The sequence below is a fragment of the Ferruginibacter sp. SUN106 genome, from assembly GCF_050611765.1.
GTDB lineage: Bacteria > Bacteroidota > Bacteroidia > Chitinophagales > Chitinophagaceae > Ferruginibacter.
On record NZ_JBODJC010000004.1, the window covers coordinates 63,623 to 87,262 of the forward strand.

At 38.7% G+C, this 23,640-nt stretch carries 15 protein-coding genes; 11 read left to right on the forward strand and 4 right to left on the reverse strand.

Annotated elements, in window-relative coordinates; genetic code table 11:
* Position 1: 1 nt before the first annotated feature.
* Entirely contained in the window at positions 2 to 3,394 is a 3,393-nt protein-coding gene (locus ACQ334_RS16375) for a VCBS repeat-containing protein (RefSeq protein ID WP_430989330.1), read from the forward strand.
* Positions 3,395 to 3,399: 5 nt separating this feature from the next.
* The gene (locus tag ACQ334_RS16380) at positions 3,400 to 6,744 is read left to right on the forward strand and encodes a VCBS repeat-containing protein (RefSeq protein ID WP_430989331.1); all 3,345 of its coding nucleotides are present in this window, start codon (positions 3,400 to 3,402) and stop codon (positions 6,742 to 6,744) included.
* Here the strand turns inward: ACQ334_RS16380 and ACQ334_RS16385 are convergent, their stop codons facing one another.
* From ACQ334_RS16385 to ACQ334_RS16395, 3 genes are all read right to left on the reverse strand, one after another.
* Complete coding sequence (locus ACQ334_RS16385) at positions 6,745 to 7,680, reverse strand: hypothetical protein (RefSeq protein ID WP_430989332.1); 936 nt, start codon at positions 7,678 to 7,680, stop codon at positions 6,745 to 6,747.
* A gap of 61 nt (positions 7,681 to 7,741) precedes the next feature.
* Complete coding sequence (locus ACQ334_RS16390) at positions 7,742 to 9,235, reverse strand: glycoside hydrolase family 32 protein (protein ID WP_430989333.1); 1,494 nt, start codon at positions 9,233 to 9,235, stop codon at positions 7,742 to 7,744.
* A gap of 122 nt (positions 9,236 to 9,357) precedes the next feature.
* Entirely contained in the window at positions 9,358 to 10,707 is a 1,350-nt protein-coding gene (locus ACQ334_RS16395) for a sugar porter family MFS transporter (protein ID WP_430989334.1), read from the reverse strand.
* 235 nt (positions 10,708 to 10,942) lie between these two features.
* Here ACQ334_RS16395 and ACQ334_RS16400 point away from each other — a divergent pair, with 235 nt between their 5' ends.
* Entirely contained in the window at positions 10,943 to 12,643 is a 1,701-nt protein-coding gene (locus tag ACQ334_RS16400; RefSeq protein ID WP_430989335.1) for a glycoside hydrolase family 13 protein, read from the forward strand.
* A gap of 456 nt (positions 12,644 to 13,099) precedes the next feature.
* Positions 13,100 to 15,127, forward strand: coding sequence for a glycoside hydrolase family 65 protein (locus ACQ334_RS16405; protein ID WP_430989336.1), 2,028 nt, complete (start codon positions 13,100 to 13,102; stop codon positions 15,125 to 15,127).
* A 9-nt stretch (positions 15,128 to 15,136) separates the two neighbouring features.
* Here the strand turns inward: ACQ334_RS16405 and ACQ334_RS16410 are convergent, their stop codons facing one another.
* A complete protein-coding gene (locus ACQ334_RS16410) occupies positions 15,137 to 15,718 on the reverse strand; it encodes a DUF2306 domain-containing protein (protein ID WP_430989337.1) in 582 nt (193 codons plus the stop codon).
* Positions 15,719 to 15,866: 148 nt separating this feature from the next.
* Between ACQ334_RS16410 and ACQ334_RS16415 the strand changes: the two genes are divergently transcribed.
* The 7 genes from ACQ334_RS16415 to ACQ334_RS16445 all read left to right on the forward strand — a co-directional run bounded on the left by ACQ334_RS16415 (position 15,867) and on the right by ACQ334_RS16445 (position 23,442).
* A complete protein-coding gene (locus ACQ334_RS16415; protein ID WP_430989338.1) occupies positions 15,867 to 16,601 on the forward strand; it encodes a YARHG domain-containing protein in 735 nt (244 codons plus the stop codon).
* Between the two features lie 240 nt (positions 16,602 to 16,841).
* Entirely contained in the window at positions 16,842 to 17,525 is a 684-nt protein-coding gene (locus tag ACQ334_RS16420) for a hypothetical protein (protein WP_430989339.1), read from the forward strand.
* A 160-nt stretch (positions 17,526 to 17,685) separates the two neighbouring features.
* Entirely contained in the window at positions 17,686 to 18,255 is a 570-nt protein-coding gene (locus ACQ334_RS16425) for a hypothetical protein (RefSeq protein WP_430989340.1), read from the forward strand.
* 73 nt (positions 18,256 to 18,328) lie between these two features.
* Positions 18,329 to 19,660 carry a vanadium-dependent haloperoxidase gene (locus tag ACQ334_RS16430; protein WP_430989341.1) on the forward strand — a complete coding sequence of 444 codons (1,332 nt, stop codon included), beginning with the start codon at positions 18,329 to 18,331 and terminating at the stop codon, positions 19,658 to 19,660.
* 79 nt (positions 19,661 to 19,739) lie between these two features.
* Positions 19,740 to 20,807, forward strand: coding sequence for a hypothetical protein (locus tag ACQ334_RS16435; protein ID WP_430989342.1), 1,068 nt, complete (start codon positions 19,740 to 19,742; stop codon positions 20,805 to 20,807).
* 82 nt (positions 20,808 to 20,889) lie between these two features.
* Positions 20,890 to 21,840: a hypothetical protein gene (locus tag ACQ334_RS16440; RefSeq protein ID WP_430989343.1), complete on the forward strand. Its 951-nt coding sequence runs from the start codon at positions 20,890 to 20,892 to the stop codon at positions 21,838 to 21,840.
* 48 nt (positions 21,841 to 21,888) lie between these two features.
* Positions 21,889 to 23,442, forward strand: a complete 1,554-nt coding sequence (locus ACQ334_RS16445; protein WP_430989344.1) for a phosphatase PAP2 family protein — start codon at positions 21,889 to 21,891, stop codon at positions 23,440 to 23,442.
* Positions 23,443 to 23,640 lie beyond the last annotated feature (198 nt).

The following is a 23,640-nucleotide window of genomic DNA, read 5'->3' on the forward strand; positions in this document are numbered from 1 at the left end:
AGTGAAATGGCAGGTTCATATAGGAAGCGATAAAACTACTATCCTCATAACAGGTAGTTACAAATTAATTGTAATTATTTTCACACTGGTTATCCTGTCATCCTGCAATCAAAAAAAAGAAAAGGAGAAACAAGCCCCGCTACTTTTTCAATCCATGGATAGTACAGGCATAATCTTCAATAATAAAGTGCAGGATAATGACTCAATTAATATTCTTAACTACCGCAATTTTTACAACGGCGGCGGGGTTGGGGTAGGGGATATTAACAACGACGGTTTGCCGGATGTTTTTTTTACTGCCAACCAGGGAAGCAATAAATTATTTTTAAACAAAGGTAATTTTAAGTTTGAAGATATTTCTGCTAAAGCCGGCTTTGGTAATAAGCTGCAGTTTAGTACCGGCGTGGTGTTGGCAGACGTAAACAATGATGGCTGGCTGGATATTTACGTTTGCAATGCCGGCAATATGAATAATACGGAGTTAAGAAAGAACCAGCTTTACATCAATAATCATGATCTTAGTTTTACTGAACGTGCCGCTGAATTTGGTCTTGCCGATTCGGGATATTCCACACAAGCCAGTTTTTTTGATTATGATATGGACGGCGATCTCGATTGTTTTATAATAAACAACAGCCCTGTGGCGGTCAGTAGCTTAGGGTATCCGCACCAGCGTGACCTTATTGCCAGTAAATGGAATGTAGCAGATAATTTAAAAGGCGGCGGCGATCATTTATACAGGAATGACAATGGGTATTTTAAAGAAGTGACACAGCAGTCCGGCATTCATGGTTCGCTGATGAGTTTTGGTTTGGGTATAACCGTAGGTGATATCAATGGCGATCATTATCCTGATATCTATGTGTCTAACGATTTTTTTGAACGTGATTATTTATACATCAATCAGCAAAATGGTACTTTTAGAGATGAACTGGATGAGCGGGTGCAGCATACCAGCTATGCTTCAATGGGGGCTGACCTGGGGGATATTAACAATGACGGATACCCTGAAATATTTACCACTGATATGTTGCCGGCTGATGATTATCGCCTGAAAACAACTTTAAGTTTCGATGATATCGATCAATACCGTTTGAAGGAAAGGAATGATTTTCACCACCAGTTTTTACAAAATACGTTGCAACTGAATACCGGCAACGGCAAATTTATTGATATAGCGAATTACAGTGGGGTTAATGCTTCTGAATGGAGTTGGGGCGCATTGATCTTTGATGCAGATAATGATGGATTGAACGACTTGTATGTATGCAATGGTATTTTCAGGGATCTTACCAACCAGGATTTTTTAGATTTTGATGCCAATGCGATTAAACAAAAAATGATTGCCACTGGTAAAAAAGATCTTACTGAACTGGTCAATAAAATTCCTTCCATTGCAGTGCCTAATAAAATGTACAGAAACCTGGGCAACCTTAAATTTGCAGACGAAGGGGAGAATTGGGGATTTACAGAAAATTCATTCAGTAATGGTGCCGCTTATGCCGACCTTGATAATGATGGCGACCTGGATATTGTAGTAAACAATGTGAATGAACCGGCGTTGATCTTTAAAAATAACAGCAGGGAGCAAAACCGCAATAATTATATCGGAATTTCTTTACAGGGAAATAATAAAAATACATTTGCAGTAGGTGCTAAAATTGTTGTTTACGAGGGTAACCGGCAATTAAGCAAAGAAGTAATTCCAAGCCGCGGTTTTCAATCATCAGTTGATTATAAACAGATCATTGGTATAGGTAATAAAACAGCTGTTGATTCCATGGTCGTTTACTGGCCCGATCTCACTTTCACAACAATCATTCACCCGGAAATTAATAAAGTAATTGTTCTGGATAAACCAGCAAATAGTGCAAAAGTAAAATTGCCTGAAGAAAAAAAAATAACGGCTTTGCTAATGCAGGTGCCATCAGCTTTTGATAAACATCAGCAACCCGATTATACTGATTTTTACCAGGAGAAAGGTATACCGGAAATGTTATCGCACCAGGGCCCTAAAGCTGCCGTTGCAGATGTTGATGGAGATGGGTTACAGGATATATTTATCAGCGGCACTTCGTTGCATTACGGGCAGTTATATCTTCAGGCTGCTAATGGTTTTGTAAAAAAAGACATTCCGGATCTTAAACAGTTTACAGAATTTGAAGATGTTGCTGTTTTGTTTTTTGATGCTGATGGAGACGGCGATATGGATTTGTTTATTGGAGCCGGAGGTAATAGTGCCGCACCTGCTACAAGGCCGTTACAACATCGTTTATTCATTAACGATGGAAAAGGAAATTTTACAATCGGATATAATTCTTTTCCCCTGAATAAAGATAATACCGGCATTGCATTGGCTTATGATTTTGATGGGGATAAAGATCTCGATCTTTTTGTTGGTGCTAATGCCGTTACGCAGGAATATGGTGTAACACCACAGAGCCATATCTATATCAACAATGGTAAAGGTATCTTTACTGAAATGCCTGAAAATAAACTGGATGGCATTAATGTTGCAGGAATGATAAATAGTGCAGCAATGTGCGATGTGGATGGTGATAAAATAAAGGAACTGGTACTTGCCGGAGCATGGATGAGTCCGCAGGTATATAAATTCCGGCAGGATCATTTTGAAAAAGTGAAAACAAACCTGGACAGCTTATACGGATGGTGGCAGGCTATTGCTGTTGCCGACCTGAACGGCGATGGCAGGGAAGATCTTGTATTAGGAAATATCGGTGAGAATTTCAATTTGCATCCGGATGAAAAAAATCCTTTAAAATTGTGCTATGGCGATTTTGATGATAATGGCAGAATAGATAAAATTATTACTAAAACGGTAGCAGGAAAAGATAAACCGGTTTTTATGAAAAAGGATATACAGGATGAATTACCTTTTCTTAAAAAACAAAACCTGCACTATGCCGAATATGCCAATAAATCAATGGAAGAATTATTTACACCGGAGCAATTAAAAAAAGCAGTGATAAAAAAGATCAGCTATACAGCTTCTGTTATTGCAATAAACAATGGGAATGGTCAATTTACAATTCAGCCACTGCCTGTAATGGTACAAATGTCTTGTGTTAAGGCAATTGTTTGTAAGGACCTGAACATGGATGGAGCGCCGGATATTATACTTGGTGGCAACGAATATAATTTTCAACCGCAACTGGGAAGGTTGGATGCAAACCCGGGCCAGGTTTTATTAAATGATGGCAAAGGAAATTTTACGCTGCTGCCTTCTGCAGGTTTGGCTTTAAAAGGAATGACCAGGGATATACAACCTGTTACCACTAAAAATGGCCAGGGATTTTTGTTCCTTCAGAATGATATGGCACCAGTTTTATTTCAATTGCAAATGCCGGTATCCAAAAACAAAAAAAAGAATTAGTATTCATGTACACTATCATAAAGAATATCACCAGGCTGGCCCTTTTGTTCATTATTGTAATTGCCGTGTCTTGCAGCGGGCACAAGCAGCAGCAGCCGGCCGCACCTTCTTTATTTGAAACATTAACTGATGCACAAACAGGGTTGCATTTTGCGAATACACTAACCCCTACAGATTCTTTCAACATGTTTCATTACATGTATTTTTATAATGGTGCAGGGGTTGGCGCAGGAGATTTTAATAATGATGGTAAGATCGATCTTTTTTTTGCGGCTAACCAGGAGGACAGCAAAATGTATCTTAACGAAGGCAATTTAAAATTTCGTGATGTAACAGTAGCAGCTAAAATACCACTGGATAAATCATGGAGTACAGGCGTTTCCGTTATAGATATCAACAATGACGGTTTGCTGGATCTTTATATATGCAAAGTAGGTAATTATGAAGTGCTACATGGAAAAAATCAGTTGCTGATCTGTAAAGGTATTACCAACGGCGTTCCTTTTTATGCTGATGAAACTGCACAATACGGGTTGGAGTTTTCTGGTTTTAGTACGCAGGCTGCATTTTTTGATTATGATATGGATGGCGATCTGGATATGTTTTTGTTAAATCATTCTGTTCATCAGAATGGGACTTTTGCACCACGCCAGGATTTTTTGGGTACTTACAATGTATTATCCGGCGATCGCATGTTCCGCAATGATGGCAACAATCATTTTACAGATGTAACAAAAGCGAGTAAGATCAACAGCTCTGCAATAAGTTATGGATTGGGTATAGCTGTTGCGGATATTAACCTGGATGGATGGCCGGATCTGTATGTTGGTAACGACTTTCATGAAAATGATTACCTGTATATTAACCAGCACGATGGCACTTTTAAAGAACAGGGAAGTGACATGCTTATGCATACCAGCCAGTTCTCTATGGGTGTTGATGTAGCTGATGTAAATAATGACGGTTATCCGGAAATCATTTCAGTAGACATGCTCCCTTCTGACCCCTATATTTTAAAACGCTCATTAGGCGAAGATGAGTATGATATTTTTTATCACAAGATAAGTATCGGGTATAACTATCAATACACCAGGAATAATTTTCAGTATAACAGGCGCAATGGTATGTTCAGCGAAACAGGATTGTATTCAGGCATCTATGCTTCCGACTGGAGTTGGGCACCGCTTTGGATGGATTTTGATAACGATGGATTGAAAGACCTTTTTATATCCAACGGTATTCCCAAGCGGATGAACGATATGGATTATGCCAATTTTATTTCGGATGGTGAGATACAGAAGCAATTGCATACCAGTAAGAGTGGTGAAAAAGATATGGCGCTGGTAAATAAATTTCCCGAGATAAAAATCCCCAATCGTTTTTTTCGCAACAAAGGCAATTTACAGTTTGAAGATATCAACACCGCAGATGCAGTACCCACTTTTTCCAATGGTGCGGTGTATGCAGATCTTGATAACGATGGCGACCTGGACGTTGTGGTCAATAATGTTAACCAACCCGTGCTGGTATATCAGAATAAAAGCAACGACAAAAAGGACAAACTTTTTGCCACAATAAAATTAAACGGCCCGGCTGCTAACATCAATGCGATTGGCGCAAAAGTAATTTTGTATGCAGATAGTGGTATCAGAACTTATGAAAAAAATCCGGCACGAGGATTTGAATCCAGTATGGAGGAGCCCTTGCATATCGGGCTAACCAATACAAAAGTTGACTCCGCATTTTTAATATGGCCCGATAATAGTTTTCAAAAAATAGACCTGGTTACAAAAGAATCAGCACTCAGTTTTAAATATGTAAAAGGACTGCCCCGATTTAACTACGCAAGAGTTACCGGTTTTCATAAAAATGAAACCCGGCCAATGGAAGATATTACTGCACAAACCGGTTTAAATTATGAACACAAGGAAAATTCATTCATTGAATTCAACCGGGAATTTTTAATTCCGCATATGATATCAACTGAAGGCCCTGCTTTGGCGGTTGGAGATATTAATCATGATGGGCTGGAAGATGTTTTCATCGGAGCTTCCCGGACATTTAAAAATGCCATTTTTTTACAACAGGCTAATGGCAAATTTACCCGGCTTGCTCAACCGGCAATGGCAATGGATAGCATGAGTGAAGATGTAGGGGCACAATTTATTGATGTAAATAATGACGGGCATGTTGATCTTGTAATTGCAAGTGGTGGCAACGAATACTATGGTACAGACGAACATTTAAAACCACGTGTTTACTTAAATGACGGTAAAGCAAATTTTACAAAACTGGAGAATGCTTTCGGGGATATTTTTGAAACACAATCCTGTATTGTTCCTTATGATTTTAATGGTGATGGCTTTACCGATCTTTTTATTGGTGGCAGGGTAGTGCCATGGAATTATGGTAAAACGCCGGTATCTTATTTATTACAAAACGATGGCACCGGAAAATTTAAAGATGTTACTAACCAGTATGCAGCAGAATTGGCTAACGAAGGCATGGTAACAAATGCTTTATGGTTTGATATTGATAAAGATGGAGATAAAGACCTGTTAGTTTGTTCTGAATGGGGAGGCATTGATGCATTCATTAACACCAACCGGGTGTTTACCAAACACCCGCTGAGTACCAGCAAAGGATGGTGGAATTTTTTATTGCCTGTTGATTTGAACAATGATGGCAATACAGATCTTATTGCCGGTAATCTGGGATTGAACTCACGGCTTCACGCCAGTCCCGAACAACCTGTACGGTTATACTATAATGATTTTGATGGAGATGGTAAAAATGATCAGATACTAACTTATTACGTTGGCGGAAAAGAAATTCCGTTTACCACAAAAGATGAATTGCAAAAGCAGTTGCCCTTTATTAAAAAGAAATTTTTATATGCGGCAGATTTTGCAAAAGCAACGTTGGATGAAATTTTTCCGGATACAAAACTCAGGGCTGCCCAGGTATCCACTGTGGATTATTTTTCTAATGCGGTTTTGTTGAATAAGGGTAATTTAAATTTTACTACAGAGGCTTTGCCCTGGCAGGCACAGCTAACGTCTTACCGTACTGCTGTGGTGGTGGATGCTAACGGCGATAAACTGCCTGATGTATTGCTGATGGGAAATTATTATGAAAATAATATACAGATGGGAAGGTACGATGCTGATTTTGGAACACTCTTTATCAACAAAGGCAATGGTAAATTTGAAACAGAAAGTATAAACGGATTACAGGTTAAAGGACAGGTACGGCATATAGAACCCATCACCATCAATCATCAGCCTGCATTTATACTGGCAAAAAATAATGACAGCCTCAGGGTTATACGCTTTACAAAACCACAATAATCACATTACCGGGTAATACAATCTCGTGATCCATTTAGATGTATCAGGTACTGTAGCCCTGTTAGTGATCAGCAATTCAAAAGGAATTGCGGGGCTGGTTTTTTTAGCATCTTCTTTATAAATATCAAATAATTTCATGCTGTTCCTGATTGTATTGGGGCCTCCCTTAATTTCCGTGATCAGCATCTTGCCCCCCGGTGGCATAAACTTAATATGTATATCAGTTGTTTCTGTGATTTTTTTATCAACCGGAAGGCCTACCATAAATTCGAAATGAGAAGAATCAACCTGCCGTACGTTCAGCATGGGAGAGTTGGTAGCTGCAGCACCCTGGCTGGCAGCATAGTCTTGTAATTTTTTAACCTGTTTGTAAATTTCATCCACACCTGGTTCATGACTGCTGTTGCTTTTTGTACTGATAAGTACAGAATCTTTCAGTCGTATTTCTGTTACTTCAATACCATAAATATTCAGGGGATGTTCTAAATAGGTTTTCATTTCATCCATAAGGCCGGCCATGCTTTCCTTTAACTTTGTTGCAGCATAATAATATTTTATTCTGTTAAAAGGATTTGAACCAGCATGTATAGCTGCCACCCAATGCAAAGAAGAAGAATCCGTAGTCATCTCCAACGGAATTAAATTGCTTTGCACATTTATCGCATCAGACGTAATATCAATAACGTTGCCATTAAAAATGATCTTGCTTATACTGAAAGTAAAACCTTTGTATTTAAAACTGCTATCTGTTTTAGTGGCAACATTTCCAAAACACTGATTTATTTTTTCTTTGCTGGTGAGTAATTTGGCCACCGCAGCACGGAAGGTCTTGATATTTCTTACTTCCGAAACAGTAATGTCACCAGGAATAAAAATATAAATACTTCCAATTGCAATAACAGCGATAAACAGAAGCCCGAAAATCCATTTTTTCATATCAATAAGTAAAAAAAGCTTTAAAAAATATTGTTTGGAATGTAATATAAAAAATCGTTGCTTACCATGCCGGTTTCATTTTCCAAACATTAATTTCTGAGAAAGTACTTTTTTCTCCCCGGTTAAATAATTCAATACCATTGTTATTGGGTTCGGGAAAAAGCTGGGCAGTAAAAACTGCGGCACCATCATTTACAAAAATTTCGGCAATGCTGTTATCAAAATAAATATGTAACTGCAGTTGCTTATTTTGTAAGGGTATTATTTTTTCAAAACGACCGGCCTTTTTAAAGTTATCACTGAATGTGGTATTGCCACTCTTACTGCGGTCAATATAAAAAATTTGTTGTGCCGCATCATAACCAATTTCAAAATAATTATTGTTGCCCGCAGCAATTTTTACACCACTTACAGATGCTGCTGATGGGGTAAGAATAAGTTTCATTTCAAATTGTGTGCTTTTAACGGAAAGCGTTTTATGGTCGCTCACAATTTCTTTTGCAAGCCTGAAATTTTCTTTTCTTAATGAATTAATTGAAGCAACGGGCTTTTGCATCAACACCCATTCGTTATTTACTTTTTTTACACTTAGGTTTCTTGGCAGCGACATCGCACTTTTCCAGGGTGTGGTAGGAATATCATTGGCATAATTCCAGTTATTTACCCAGCCAATAGCAGTGGGTAAATGTGTTGAGGGTAATTGGTTGTAGGCAATAGCCGCATAATAATCGGGACCATAATCCGGCCGGTAAATTGTATTGGCAGGATTTTCATTGGTGAAATGTATGCCATCAAATTCACCCACAAAATATTGCATGCTTGCATTCTGCGACATTTGCAATACCCATTTCTTTTTACCCGGCATTCCGTCAACTGGTACTTGTGTAAGGTCAGGGCATTCCCATACAGCAGCGGTGTCGCCTGCAGGGCCAAAGTCACTTAAGTGATTCCATTCTTTTAAATTTTTAGAACTATATAATTGCACCAGGTGTTCTACAGGGAACATCAATGCCATCACCCAATATTTTTTTGGTTCGTACCAGAATATTTTTGGGTCACGAAAATCTTTTTTATGCAGATCAAGTACAGGGTTGTTAGCATACTTTGTCCAGGTAACACCATCATCCAGGCTATAAGCAATGCATTGCGATTGATTGACATTTTCGATATGACCGGTGTACACGGCAACCATTGGTATTTTTCCATTTTTACCAAAACCACTGGTATTATTTTTGTCTACAACGCAAGTGCCGGAAAAAATCATCACCCCATTCTCTTCAGCAATAGCAATCGGTAAATGTGTCCAATGAACCAGGTCTTTACTTATTGCATGCCCCCATGTCATATGCCCCCATTGATTACCAAAAGGATTGTGTTGGTAGAATAAATGATAATTGCCATTATTATATACCAAACCATTGGGATCGTTACACCAGTTGAGTGCCGGCGAAAAATGAAATTGCGGACGATATTGTTCTTTGTACAATTTCGTTTGTGCATGCAGTCCCAATGAAATTGACAATGGTATCACAAGTAAATATTTTTTCAATCTCATAACTCAATAAATTTTTGGTCAAAAAAAATGTTCAATGCGCCTGGCTTTTGTTGAATATTGTACATTGAGCATTGAGTATTGAAAATTTGCCCACTGGTGACAATCTCACAAAAAAATCTCATTTACGCACTCAACTTTTTCTCTAACTCCTCCAATGATACTCCTTTCGTTTCCGGCATCCTGGTTAATACCCAAATCAATTGCAAGACCATCATGCCCGCCAAAAAAGCAAAAATCACCCATGGGGCATCTCTTAATATACCATTGGTCTTATCTAAAAAAACTGGTGTTATTAAAGTGATAATGGCAGCAAATACCCAATGCACACTGGCACCAAAAGATTGCCCTAGAGCCCTGATCTTATTCGGGAAAATTTCAGCAATAAAAACCCAGATAACAGCCCCTTGTCCTATAGCATGCGAAGCAATAAACAATAGTAAAAATGCCATTAAAAAAACCGGGCTGGCGCCTGTTTTAAAAGCATAAGCCACCATGCCGAGGCTAATAATGTACCCGATAGAACCAATCATCAGTAAAGTCTTTCTGCCTAAGCGATCAATAAGATACAAGCCTACAAAAGTGAAAATTAAATTGGTGCCGCCAATAGCAATGGAATTTAACAGCGAATGTTTTTCATCCAGGCCTATCTTGGCTAAAATTTCGGGGGCATAGTATAAAATAAAATTGATGCCCGATAATTGATTAAAGAAAGCAATAAAAAAAGCCAGTGCAATAATTTTTTTATTTTTTGCAATAAAGAACTGAGAAATATTCCCTGCAGCCTTTTCACGTTCATTGCTTTCAATAATGGCCCCAATTTCTGCAACCGGATTTTCAACACCAATTACAGTTAATATTTCTTTTGCTTTTGCAAGGTCATTCTTTTTCGAGATCAGCCAGCGTGGACTTTCAGGCACACCCAATACCATCAGCGTATAAATGATCGAAGGAATTGCCAGTACACCCAGCATCCAGCGCCAATCGTTGGCACCACCAACACCTTGTAAAAAATAATTGGATAAAAATGCGATCAGAATTCCAAACACAATATTAAATTGATACATAGCACCCAGCCGCCCTCTTGTGGCAGGTGTAGATATTTCCGAAATGTAAGTAGGTGCCACTACAGAAGATACCCCAATACCAACACCACCAATAAATCTAAAGAAAGAAAAACTGTACGGGTCCTGTGCAAGCGCTGAACCAATTGCAGATATCGCAAACAATATCCCTATCCATAGCAACACTTTTTTTCTGCCAAATTTTTCAGTCGGAATTCCCCCGAAGATGGAGCCCAGTACGGTTCCCCATAATGCCATCGACATAATAAAAAAACCATGAAAAAGGGGAGATGTATGCCACAGGTCTTTAATAGGCTGGTTAGCTCCTGATATCACCACTGTATCAAATCCAAAAATAAAACCGGCTAATGCGGCCACAATAGAATAGCGGAAAAGTTTGTTTTGATTCATAAGCAAGTTTTAGCAAATGGAAGTTAAGCAAAACAAGTACTCATCCGCCGGTTATGCGTTTTTTAATCTTCTGCAAACGATTGATGTTTAAAAAAAGATGGCTTGTGCTTTTTTGTAAAGGAATACCTTTAAAGAATAAATTTTGATTATGCTAAAGCTATATGTCATTCCGGCAATGCTATGCTCGTTCGCCTTTTTATCCTGCAATAATACTGCTGAACAAAAAACTGCCGCTATGGAAAACAAAACCGAAAGAAAATGGTGGAAGGAAGCCGTGGTATACCAGATCTACCCGAGAAGTTTTAAAGACAGCAATGGTGATGGTATTGGCGATTTAAAAGGCCTTACTTCTAAGCTGGATTACGTAAAGAGTTTGGGAATAGATATTGTTTGGTTGAATCCGATTTATGGCAGCCCTAATGCAGATAATGGTTATGATATTAGTGACTACGATGATATCATGAAAGAGTTTGGTACCATGGCTGACTTTGATGTGATGCTGGCTGAAATGCATAAACGTGGATTAAAATTAGTAATGGATCTTGTAGTAAATCATTGCAGTGATGAACATGAATGGTTTAAACTGGCACGTAGTTCAAGAACCAATCCTTACAGAGATTATTTTCATTGGTGGCCTGCAGAAAAAGGTAAGCCGCCATTCAGGCCAGGCAATTTTGAAGTGGATGGAAGTGGCTGGCGTTTTGATTCCTTAACCAACAGTTATTATTTGCACTACTTCAGTTATAAACAACCCGATCTTAATTGGGAAAATCCAAAACTGCGGCAGGAAATTTATGCCATGATGAATCGTTGGTTTAAAAAAGGGGTGGATGGTTTTAGAATGGATGTAATTCCTTTCATTGCTAAAGACACCAGTTTTCCTGTGATCACACAAAAAGACCTGGATGAAAAATATGAAGGCCGCTGGGATGTGTACCAGGCAAGCGGACCGGGCTTGCATAACTATTTGCAGGAGATGAATAAAGAAGTGTTGAGCAAATATGATATCATGACTTTAGCCGAAGGTGCAGGAACCACCAAAGCAACAGCCATGAATTTTGTTGATCCCGACAGAAAAGAATTGGACATGGCCTATCATTTTGATGGCGTTAGTTTAGGGTATGTGCCGGGGTATTTTAAAAAGATGGACCCCAACTGGAGTTTAACAGCATTCAAAAAAATATATTCCGATTGGGATAGTGTGTTTGCCAACAAGGGATGGGGCACCATTTATTTAGGCAACCACGATCAGCCACGTATGCTTACACGCTGGGGCAATGATGCACCAGAATACAGGGAAGCGGCTTCTAAAATGCTAACCACTTTTTTATTAAGTATGAGAGGTACACCGTATTATTATTTTGGCGATGAATTGGGTATGACCAATATCAAGTTTGATAAGATTGAAGATTACAGGGATATTGAAACCATTGCAGAATACGGTAAGGTTAAAAACGCCGGTGGCGATTTGAAAGGATTTATTGACAACCAGAAAAATGGTGGTGCAAGAGATAATGGGCGCACACCTTTTCAATGGGATGCAGGAATGAACGGAGGATTTTCAACAGGTATTCCGTGGTTAAAAGTGAATGATAATAAAAATGACATTAATGCTGAAGCTGAAGAAAAAAATCCCAATTCGGTATTGAGCTATTTTAAGAAAATGGTAAAGTTGCGTAAAGACCAGAAAGATGTTTTGGTTTACGGAAAGTATACGTTACTGGATAAAGATAATCCTGATGTGTATGCTTATACAAGAGAAGACGGTAATAAAAAAGTATTGGTATTATTAAGTTTCAGAAAAACAGGCGGCAGTTTTAATGTAGGTAAAATGCAATTGGGCGAAGAATGGATCAATAACCTGCAGCCATTAAAAGTAAACGGAAATACAGTTACATTGCAACCTTACCAGGCTTGTATTGTACAACTAAAATAATTTTTAGTTTCTTCTTTGCCACTAATTGCACGAATTAACACTAATAATAAAACCCCATTGGTGGAAATCAGTGCAATTAGTGGCAACGTAAACTCACTTGTGAGTTAAAAAATATTTTTTCCACGGTCGAAACTTTAGTTTCCCTGGTCGGTGTCTTCACCAACCGGAACTTTAAGCAGGCTAATGGAGACAGCCATCGAAATGCACACATCAAAAAATTATATGAAAAAATATCTCTTGCTACTATTTTTTTAGTTTCCCTGGCCGGTGTCTTCACCGACCGGAACTTTAAGCAGGCTAATGGAGACAGCCATCGAAATGCACACATCAAAAAATTATATGAAAAAATATCTCTCGTTACTATTTTTTTAGTTTCCCTGGTCGGTGTCTTCACCGACCGGAACTTTAAGTAGGCTAATGGAGACAGCCATCGAAATGCACACATCAAAAAATTATATGAAAAAAATATCTCTTGTTACTATTTTTTTAATTACCTGCTGTAGCCTGTTTGCACAGGATCCCTGGAAGATCACTGCAACAAATATCGACTCAAAAAATTACTATGGCGTAACCGTTGCTAACGGTATGATCGGGATTGTTAGCAGCCCCGAAGCATTTAAAGTAAAAGACGTGGTACTTGCTGGTGCTTACGATCTGTACGGACGTGGAAGAGTAAGTAACTTTTTAAAAAGTTTCAATCTCTTGAACATGTACATAGAGGTTGATGGCAAAAGATTAAGCAATGCAGATGCTACTGGTATGCAACAGCAACTGGATATGCAGCACGCCAGTTTCACTACTTCATTTAATTATAAAGATGTGGCCACCATTAGTTATACCTATTATGCTTTGCGCCAGTTGCCTTATTCTGTTTTGATGGATATTACAGTAACTGCAAAGAAAGATTTTAATTTAGGGAGCGCCTCTCAGATGGAAGCACCCGATGCACTAAAAGATGTGCAGAATTATTATAACGAAATCGACAGGCCGCATACCACTATCAGCTTATTAACCTCAACAGCAAAAAGCCCTACGGGTAAATTATTGATGTGCGCCAGCAATGCTTTTATTTTTACAGAAACACATGGCAGCGAACCAAGAGTGATACATGAAATGTGGGATAACAATATGCACCTGATGAAGTTTGCAAAAAAGATGAAAGGAGGGGAGACTTACCGCTATTCCATTGTTGGTTCTTCTATCACATCTGCCCATCACAACGACCCGTTGAATGAGGCCGAGCGCTTAACCATCTTTGCAAAATTACAAGGCAGAGATCGTTTGATTGAAATGCACAACAAAGCATGGAATGATTTATGGAAGAGTGATATCATTATAGAAGGTGATGCACAAAGCCAGCAGGATATACACAGCATGTTGTATCATTTATATTCTTTTGTAAGAGAAGGTTCATCTAACAGTCCAAGCCCGATGGGTTTAAGCGGATTGGGTTATAACGGCCATGTGTTTTGGGATACAGAGTTATGGATGTTTCCTGCCATTTTACAATTGCATCCCGAAATGGCAAAGAGCATGGTGGAATACCGTTTTGAAAGATTGGAAGCCGCCAAAAGAAATGCCTTTGGCAAAGGATACAAAGGCGCTATGTATCCATGGGAGAGTGCAGAAACAGGCGTAGAGGAAACGCCGGTATGGGCATTGAGCGGCCCCTTTGAACACCATATTACTGCTGATGTGGGCATGGCCGCCTGGAATTATTATTGCGTTACGCAAGATAAAAACTGGCTGAAAGAAAAAGGCTGGCCGGTATTAAAAAACACCGCAGATTTCTGGGCAAGCCGTGTGGAAAGGAACGGCCCCAATCATTACGATATTAAAAATGTAGTAGCAGCTGATGAATGGGCCGAAAATGTAGACAATAATGCCTTTACTAACGCTGCCGCAAAAGCGAATTTAAAAGCGGCTACAGAAGCGGCAAAAATTCTGGGCATTGCACCTGATGCAGATTGGATGGAAGTGGCCAATAATATCCCCATTTTAAAATTAGCCGATGGCACCACCAGCGAACATGCAGCCTATAATGGCGAAGGTATTAAACAGGCGGATGTAAATTTATTAGCCTATCCTTTAAAAGAGATCACCGATCCTAAACAGATTAAAAAAGACCTGGATTATTATTCCGTACGTGTGCCTAACGAAGGCACGCCTGCAATGACGCAGGGCATCTTTGCATTATTGTATTCCCGTATTGGCGATGCCGATAAAGCCTTTCATTTTTTTAAAGATGCTTATGTGCCTAATTTAAATGCACCTTTTAATGTAATTGCCGAAACCAAAGGTGGTACCAACCCTTATTTTGCCACGGGGGCAGGTGGAATTTTACAAGCGGTATTAAATGGTTTTGGCGGGCTGGAAATCACCCCGGCAGGAATTACGCAGATAAAATCTACTTTGCCAAAGCAATGGAAGAGTGTGACCATTACCGGAGTGGGGCCGCTTAAAAAAACATTTACAGTAAAATAAATCTAAAGATTATAATTTAACAGCAGCACCACGGTTATTAATTTTTCTGATATAAATTTCAGCAATAATTAAATTTACCACCCACCCAAGCCATGCTATTAAGCGATACACATCCATTGGCGGTAAGGATACAGTATTGGTAATACCATATTTCCATGCCCTTAATGTAATGGCGCTTAAGGTTAATGCATAACTCCTGATCATAAAACGTTGGTGGGCATCAAATTTCTTTTGTTTCGCCTCCAGTACAGCCCTGCCGGTAAAATACAGCCACAATAAGGAAAGCAATACAAAAGATAGTTGAGATGTAATTCCCCCATTAGCATAGAATCCCATTATTAAACTGGCAGGCCCGGTAATACATAAAATATTCAATACATAAGCATAGCCTAATTTACGATGTAAAGAGGCATTTCTTTTTTGTAAATTTTTACTGAATTGAGAAAAGCCTGCCAATAATACAAACAGGCTGCTGTATACATGAATAAAGAATGCCCATCGCCAGGCAGTAACGCCAAGGTAATGCTGTTTTATCCTTAAAAAACCAACATCGGTATTATAAGGGATGTATTGCATCACTATCTGAGCCATAGGGAGTATGAAGAGTGCCAGTAAGACAATCAGGATACTATTGCTATATTTTTTTACCAGGTGCAGAATTTGTATATTTATTTACGTAAATGTAAAGACTAATTATTTTTAAGATCAGATCTTATTATTTATTTCTAAAAAAAGTACCATGAAAAAAATTATTACCTGTTTTATTATTGCAGCAATAGGTCTTAGTTGCAATAATAAAAATACTTCAAAAGATAAAGACACAAAAGATATCCTGGCAACGGTTGGAGATAATGCAGCAGCATTATACGAAAAAATTCTAGGTTCCTATGTTGGTGCGTTTGGTGATAACAAGATCACTTTACTTATCACAAAAGCAGACAAGGATTCTGTTTCTGGCAGGTCAATTGTAGGAGGAAATGACAGGCCTTTCGTTGGTTCCGTAGCCCTGGCAAATGGTATTTATTCAATTTTGGCAAAAGAACCGGGCAGTGATAAAAATGACGGTACTTTTAATTTCAGTATCGACTCTTCGGCAGTTGATATAGTAAAAGGTTCGTGGACACCTTATAATGAACTGTCCGGAAGTAAAAAGGAATATGTACTTAAAAGAAAGGCTTTTGAATATAAGCCGGATGCAGGAACTTACCAGGCATCAACAAAACTTTTAAAAGTAAGTGATGTTGAAAACCTGATGAAGAATGAATTAGAAACAATGCGGAATGAAATATTTGCAAGGCATGGTTACTGCTTTAAGAAAAAAGAAACAAGAGCGTATTTTGAAAATGAAGATTGGTATGTGCCTGCTACAGTTGATATCAAAAATAAACTTACGGAGATTGAGAAGAAGAATATTCAACTGATAAAACGATATGAAAAATATGCTGATGATTATGGCGATGATTTTGGCCGGTGATCAGCACTTATACCTACCTTATCTTATTAGAGAAATATATTGTAACCAGAACCCTGAATAATTCTTCTGATAATGATACCCCGATTAATAATTCTGTACATTGCCTGTACTATTTTTAGCGTAACCGGTAATGCGCAACACTTTTATTATGATCTGCAAAAAGATAAAATATGGATCGACTCTGTTAAACAAATCATCAGAAAAGATTTTGAAGAAGATCCCTATAAAAGGTATAATTATTTGTCAGAATTAAAATACTTCAATTCCTGCATTGCCTTAGGCCAATATTATGAAACCCTTTTTACAAAAAAGATTATCCCATCCAATAAGACTGCTATTTTTTACTATGAAAAAGTAACTGACTTTGGCCGCTTCCCGGATGATCCCCGATATTTTAAAGCCTTGGCGCTACGTAACAGCCTGTGCAGAAAATTAGCGGCTATTTATTTTGATGGGAAAGGTGTAAAAAAGAACAGAAAGAAATCGCTGGAGCTTGCTTTAAAGGGAACATCCGGGTATGATGGTTTTTATGAGTCGTATTCTCAAAAATATTTTCATTGTAAATGTATATTTCTTAAAGATTATACAACAACTAATTACGATAGTTATACTGGTTTTACTTTAGGTATTAATCCTTTTGCTTTACAGTCAGGAATTTTTTCAGCAAAAATGTTAGATACCAGATTGGAGAAAATAGCTGTCAGTTTTAAAGATAGGTTGTTGTTAGATTCTTCTTTAAAAATAATTGTACTGAATTATCCGGAAACAAGTGCACGTTCGCAAGTACGCTGTAATCGTATTGTTGAAAACATAAGATTTTATCTTGTTGAAAAAGCAAAGATTAACTCCGATAAAGTAAGCACAAATTGCGAAGTTGGTGGAGGACCCAGTAACGTTATAGATATTCAATTTACAAAAGAGTAATTTGATGCAGTAGCAGCGGCATTACAGCCCGAAAACACTCTTTGAGGATAAATATTCCGAAAATGTATAAATTTCAAACGTTTGCGATAAAATCGTGTCAATAAAAAGAGGCTACAGTGTATTAGAAATCAATAAATATTCCTATTTTGCACGGACCAGGATGAAGAAACTAGCTGCTATACTACTTTTGGGAGTCTTTATATTCAACTTATTTGGGTACAGGCTTTTTGTATCCTTCATGGTAAACAATGCTAATCAATCCCTGGAAGCCGCAATAGATAAGAATAATTACAACGAGGACCAGCTCATCTCCATCAAAAAAGCTATCAATTTACCTTACTATAACAATACTAAAGATTTTTCACGTGCCTACGGAGAAGTAGAAGTAAACGGTGTGTTATACCAGTACGTAAAGAGCCGTATCTATAACGATTCACTGGAAATGCTTTGCATACCCAATGTTTCAAAACAGCAAATGCTGGAATCGAAAGATAATTTTGCCCGGTCCACTTTTGATCTGCAAAAAGATACCAACAAAAAAGCTCCGGGCTCAGGAAAACTCATCTCATTTGTAAAATTACTGAGTGAGTACGTAAAGCACAGCGACTGGAATGTTACGTCTTCAAACTCCACAACAATCTCGTTACAAAATACATCGTACTATAACGCCAACTCCGGCAGTTTACACAAAGCTACTATCGAGCAACCTCCCGATACGTTCAATAGCTAATCACAATTTTTTTTCGACAGCTTGCTATTGAACGATATTTTTTATCGTTCACCATTTATTTATTAAACAATTTATGAAAAGATTTGCTGCGGCTCTGGCTGCAATGGTTTTGTGCTGGTACTCCTGCACTGAAAATAGATCTGCACAACCAACGTATTTTACCGATGCATTCTCTTACAGTAAAACTGTAAAGGAATTAAACGAAGTAGTAAAATTTGTAGGTTTTGCACCTATTGTTGCATCACGTAATTATGCCTATGCAAATATTGCGGCGTATGAATGCATTGCGGCGGGCTATCCAAAAGAATACAATTCTTTGGCCGGGCAAATACACGGCCTTACGGCAATGCCAAAACCGGATACAACAAAACAGGTTGATTTTGAATTTGCTTCTTTACTCGCCTTTTGTAAGGTAGGCGAAGCCGTTACCTTTCCGGAAGGCAGCATGAAAGAATACGTTGATAGTGTAAAGAAATTTGCAAAAGACCAGGGCATGCCTACTGCTATGTTTGATAATTCACTTGCTTTTGCTGATACCGTTTCTAAAACAATATTAGCATGGAGCAAAAAAGACCACTATGCCCAAACCCGTAGCGCATCACGCTATACAGTATTGGATTCTCCCGGCCGCTGGGTGCCCACGCCACCTGCTTATGCAAGTGCATTAGAACCACACTGGAGAGAGATCAGGACTATTGTTATGGACAGCGCCAGCCAGTTTGCACCGCCACCACCCATCGCATTTAATATGACCGATAAAAACGGCCCCTATTACAAACAGGTGATGGCAGTAAAAAATGCCGTGGACAGCTTAAATCCTGAACAAACACATATTGCTGAATTCTGGGATGACCTGGGAGGTAAACTAAATGTCGTAGGACATATCCAATTTGTTACCAAGAAATTTTCTCCTCCCGGTCACTGGATGAATATTGTAGGCATCGCCGCACAAAAAGCAAAAGCTAATTTCAGAAAAACTGTAGCTGCATATACGCTTACTTCAATATGTATGTTTGATGCATTTATACAATGCTGGGATGAAAAATTCAGAAGCAATATGATCAGGCCCGAAACGGCTATCAATAAATATATCGACCAGGATTGGAGGCCTTATTTACAAACACCACCATTTCCTGAATATACCTGTGGCCACAGTACAGTTTCATCAGCCTCTGCAGAAGCATTGACAAAAATGTTTGGCGATAATTTTAATTATACCGATACCAGCGAACTGGAATTTGGTATTGCCAACCGTTCTTTTACTTCTTTCCGGCAGGCTGCTGAAGAAAACAATATGGCAAGATTTTATGGTGGTATACATTTTCACCCGAGCTGCCTGGTAAGTACTGATTGCGGAAGAAAGATCGGCAGCTTTATTACCGGAAAATTAAAACTGGAAAAATAAAATTTTATAATCAACAACTACTGCTAACAATTATTTAAACTTCTTTATTCTTTTTGGATAAAGACAAAAACGACAGACAATGAAAAAGCTATTAACACTCGCTGCAATCTTTTTAATTGCACAGCATAATGTAAGCGCACAGGGTTGCGTGGCTATTAAAGGTACTGCTGGTATCTGCAGCAAACCTTCTGATGCTAAAGGTTGGGAATTGAATCTCAACAACCGCTACTTTAAATCCTACAAACATTTTGTTGGAACAGAAGAACAAAAGCAAAGAGAAGACCTGGGTACTAATGTAATTAATCATTCTTACGAGTTGGATATTACAGCTACCAGAACGATCAACTTAAGATGGTCTCTTGCACTTACCCTACCTATTATGGATTTTAAACGCAGTTCTTTATATGAACATGGTAATGCCGGAAGGTTTAGCACAGGTTCTTTTGGTATTGGGGATGCCCGTGTTTCTGGTTACAGGTGGATGTTTGATCCTAAAACTTCGCACAAAGGAAATGTACAATTAGGGCTGGGTATTAAACTGCCTACCGGTAATTATAATTACCAGGATTATTTTCATACCAAAGTTGCTGATTCCCTCATACTGGGCCCGGTTGATCAATCCATCCAACCCGGCGATGGCGGCACCGGCATCACTTTTGAAGTGAATAGCTTTTATAATTTCTCTCACAAATTTGGAGTTTATGGAAGTTTCTTTTACCTCGCTAATCCAAAAGAAGTAAACGGTACGTCAACTGCAAGAGGTGGGGTAGCTTCTGCAACTGCAAAAAAATATAATACTGATGTAATGAGTGTACCCGACCTGTTTATGACACGTGCAGGTATAAGCTATATGGTTAAACAATTCAATTTTGCAGGCGGTGTTCGTGTGGAAGCCTTACCTTCAAAAGATCTCATTGGTGGAAGCCGTGGTTTCAGAAGGCCCGGTTATATTGTTTCTGCAGAACCTTCTGTAACCTATGTGGCTAAAAAGATCAGCTTTAATGTTGCCGTTCCTTTTGCATTAAAAAGAGACCGTACACAAAGTAATTCTGATAAAAGGCAAACTGCTGATACCGGCAAGTATACACAAGGTGACGCCGCTTTTGCTGACTACCTGATCAGTGCAGGTATGACTTTTAAATTATAAATTATTAAATCCCCTTGCGCTTTTAAAGAATAATTGCAGCTGCTTTTACTTTTTTAAGGTGCAGGGGGCTTAAATCTTTTTTATGCAGAAAAATATTTACAAAAAATATAAAATAGCAGGTATTATCATTTGCTCCTTGTTTATTCAACAACTAACATTTGCACAAACCGATATTGATGGTATTATGATGCAGAAGAATTTTTTCTGTGTTGGCCCCACTGCAGGAACAAGCAGCTGGAAAAATTATTGGGAAGGCACTTTTAAAAGAGACAACGCCAATTTAGGAACTGTTAGCAGTACCAATGCCATGATAATGGGCAACTATGGTGTAACTCATAAACTGAATCTGCTTTTTGGATTGCCTTATATTAAAACAAAAGCCAGTGCAGGAAATTTAAAAGGGCAAAAAGGGTTACAGGATATCAGCCTCTGGGCTAAATGGGAGGCCAAAGAAAAAAAGATCGGTAAAGGAAATCTGAAAGCTATTTTAATCGGCGGCTATTCAGCACCGGTATCTAACTATTATATCGACCTGATGGCATTAGCAATTGGTATGCATAGCAAAACCGGCCACTTCAGGTTAATGGCAGATTATGAGATGGGAGATTGGTTTGCTACCATATCCGGCACTTATATGTTGCGTAGTAATGTAACCTTAGACAGAAATACTTACTACACAACTGAAATGCATTATACCAACGAAGTAAAAATGCCTGATGCCAGTGATTTTAATTTCAGGATCGGTTACCGCAGCAGTACCTGGATCGTTGAAGCCATTGCGGATAAATTCAGCACATTGGGCGGTTTTGATATTACCAAAAACAATATGCCTTTTGTAAGCAATAATATGGATGCTACAAGACTGGGCCTGCATGTAAAATATGATACTGATTTTGTGAACGGCCTTTCATTTGTTGCTGATGCCAATACTACTGTTGCCGGAAGAAACGTAGGGCAAAGCAGCAGCTTTGGCGGAGGTGTTTTTTATATCCTCGATTTTAGCAAAAAGAAAAAGGAAGAAACTAAAAAATAAATTTCATGCTGCTGTTGCCATTGGCGACAGCGGATAAATACTACAACAATGAAAAAAATATTTTTAATCATCAGTGTATTAACTGTTACAGCAATTACAGTTTTTAATTCCTGTTCAAAAAAGATAGACGAAGCCAACGCTTCCTATCCGCTCATCAATCCAACTAAAACTGATGCCAATGCAGGAACATGGAAGCCGATATTATTAACTTCTGCCAGTGAATTTGCCTGTGCAGCACCAATAGCAACCACTTCACCGGATTATATTCTGCAACTGAACGAGATCAAAAGTTTTCAGAATAATATTACCAATGAAGAAAAAGACCTGGTAAACTATTGGGGCGCCGGTGCGGTATTGCGCTGGAACGAAATCATGAGAGAGCTGGTTGCTAAACATAACCTGCCTCCGTATCAGAATCCCGATGGCAGTTATCCTTTCCCCAATGCAAATAACCCATTGGCATACCCGCTGTTCCCGTTTTCTAATCCACCGTATGCTGCAAGAGCGTATGCATATTTAAGCGCCGCACAATATGATGCCTGTGTGGCTGGTTACTACTACAAATCGTTGTACAACCGTGCCGCACCATTTACTGTAGATGCAACTTTACAAACATTATTACCAAAATCAACTTTGCCATCTTACCCAAGTGAAGATGCGGTGGTAATGGGAGCATCAGTAGAATTATTAAAATTATTATTCCCCGGCGACCAGGATTTTATCAATCAAAAAGCTGAAGAACATAAAAGAGCGAGACTGATTGCAGGTGCTAATGTGCGTAGCGATTTAGATGCCGGCGAAGCATTAGGCCGATTGGTCGCTTCAAAATTTATTGCCAGGGCAAGGGGAGACCGTGCAGGCGCTGCCATTGGTACGCAGGCGCAATGGACACAGTTTGAAACAGATGCTATTGCAAAAGGAGAAACACCATGGATCAGCCAGGAAACACCAAAGCGTCCACCAATGTTGCCTTTATTCGGTAAAGTGAAAACATGGTTGTTTGATTCATTAACCATGGTAACAACTATTCGCCCCGCTGCTCCTCCAAGCACTACCTCGGCACAGTTTAAAGCAGAGACAGAAGAAATTTACCAGATACAGAAAAATCTTACAAGAGAACAAAGAAGTATTGCCACATTCTGGTCTGATGGTGCAGGAACCTACACCCCGCCAGGGCATTGGAATTATATTGCAGCTACCGAGTTTGCTCAATTAAATTTTAGCGAAGCAAGATGGGCACGTAATATGGCGTTGCTCAATATGAGTATAATGGATGCCGGTATAGTATGCTGGGATGCAAAATATGTATATTTCAACCCCCGGCCGATGCAGATAGACACACGTATCAAAACAGATATTGGTTTGCCGAATTTTCCTGCATACATAAGTGGGCATAGCACGTTCAGTGGTGCAGCAAGTACCGTACTGGGTTATATCATTCCGGCAAAAGCACAACAATTTATTGATATGGCAAAAGAAGCATCTGTGTCAAGGATGTATGGTGCTATACATTTCCGCAGCGATTGCGAAGTGGGACTTGTAGCTGGAAATAAGGTAGGCAGTTATGCAATAGCCAGGGGGCATATTGATGGTGCCGAATAAAAATATTTGTTATAATCGTTTGGTAACAAAAATCGTATAAACGTTTGCCCTGCTTGTCTAAGCAGGGCGGGTTTTACGACTCTTAAAAATGAAATTTAAAAATAAGAATAGCTCTTTTTAAAATATTGATTAAAATCGTTTGGTAACAAAAATCGTGTAATCGTTAGTGATGTTTTTCTAAACAGCGCAGTTTACATG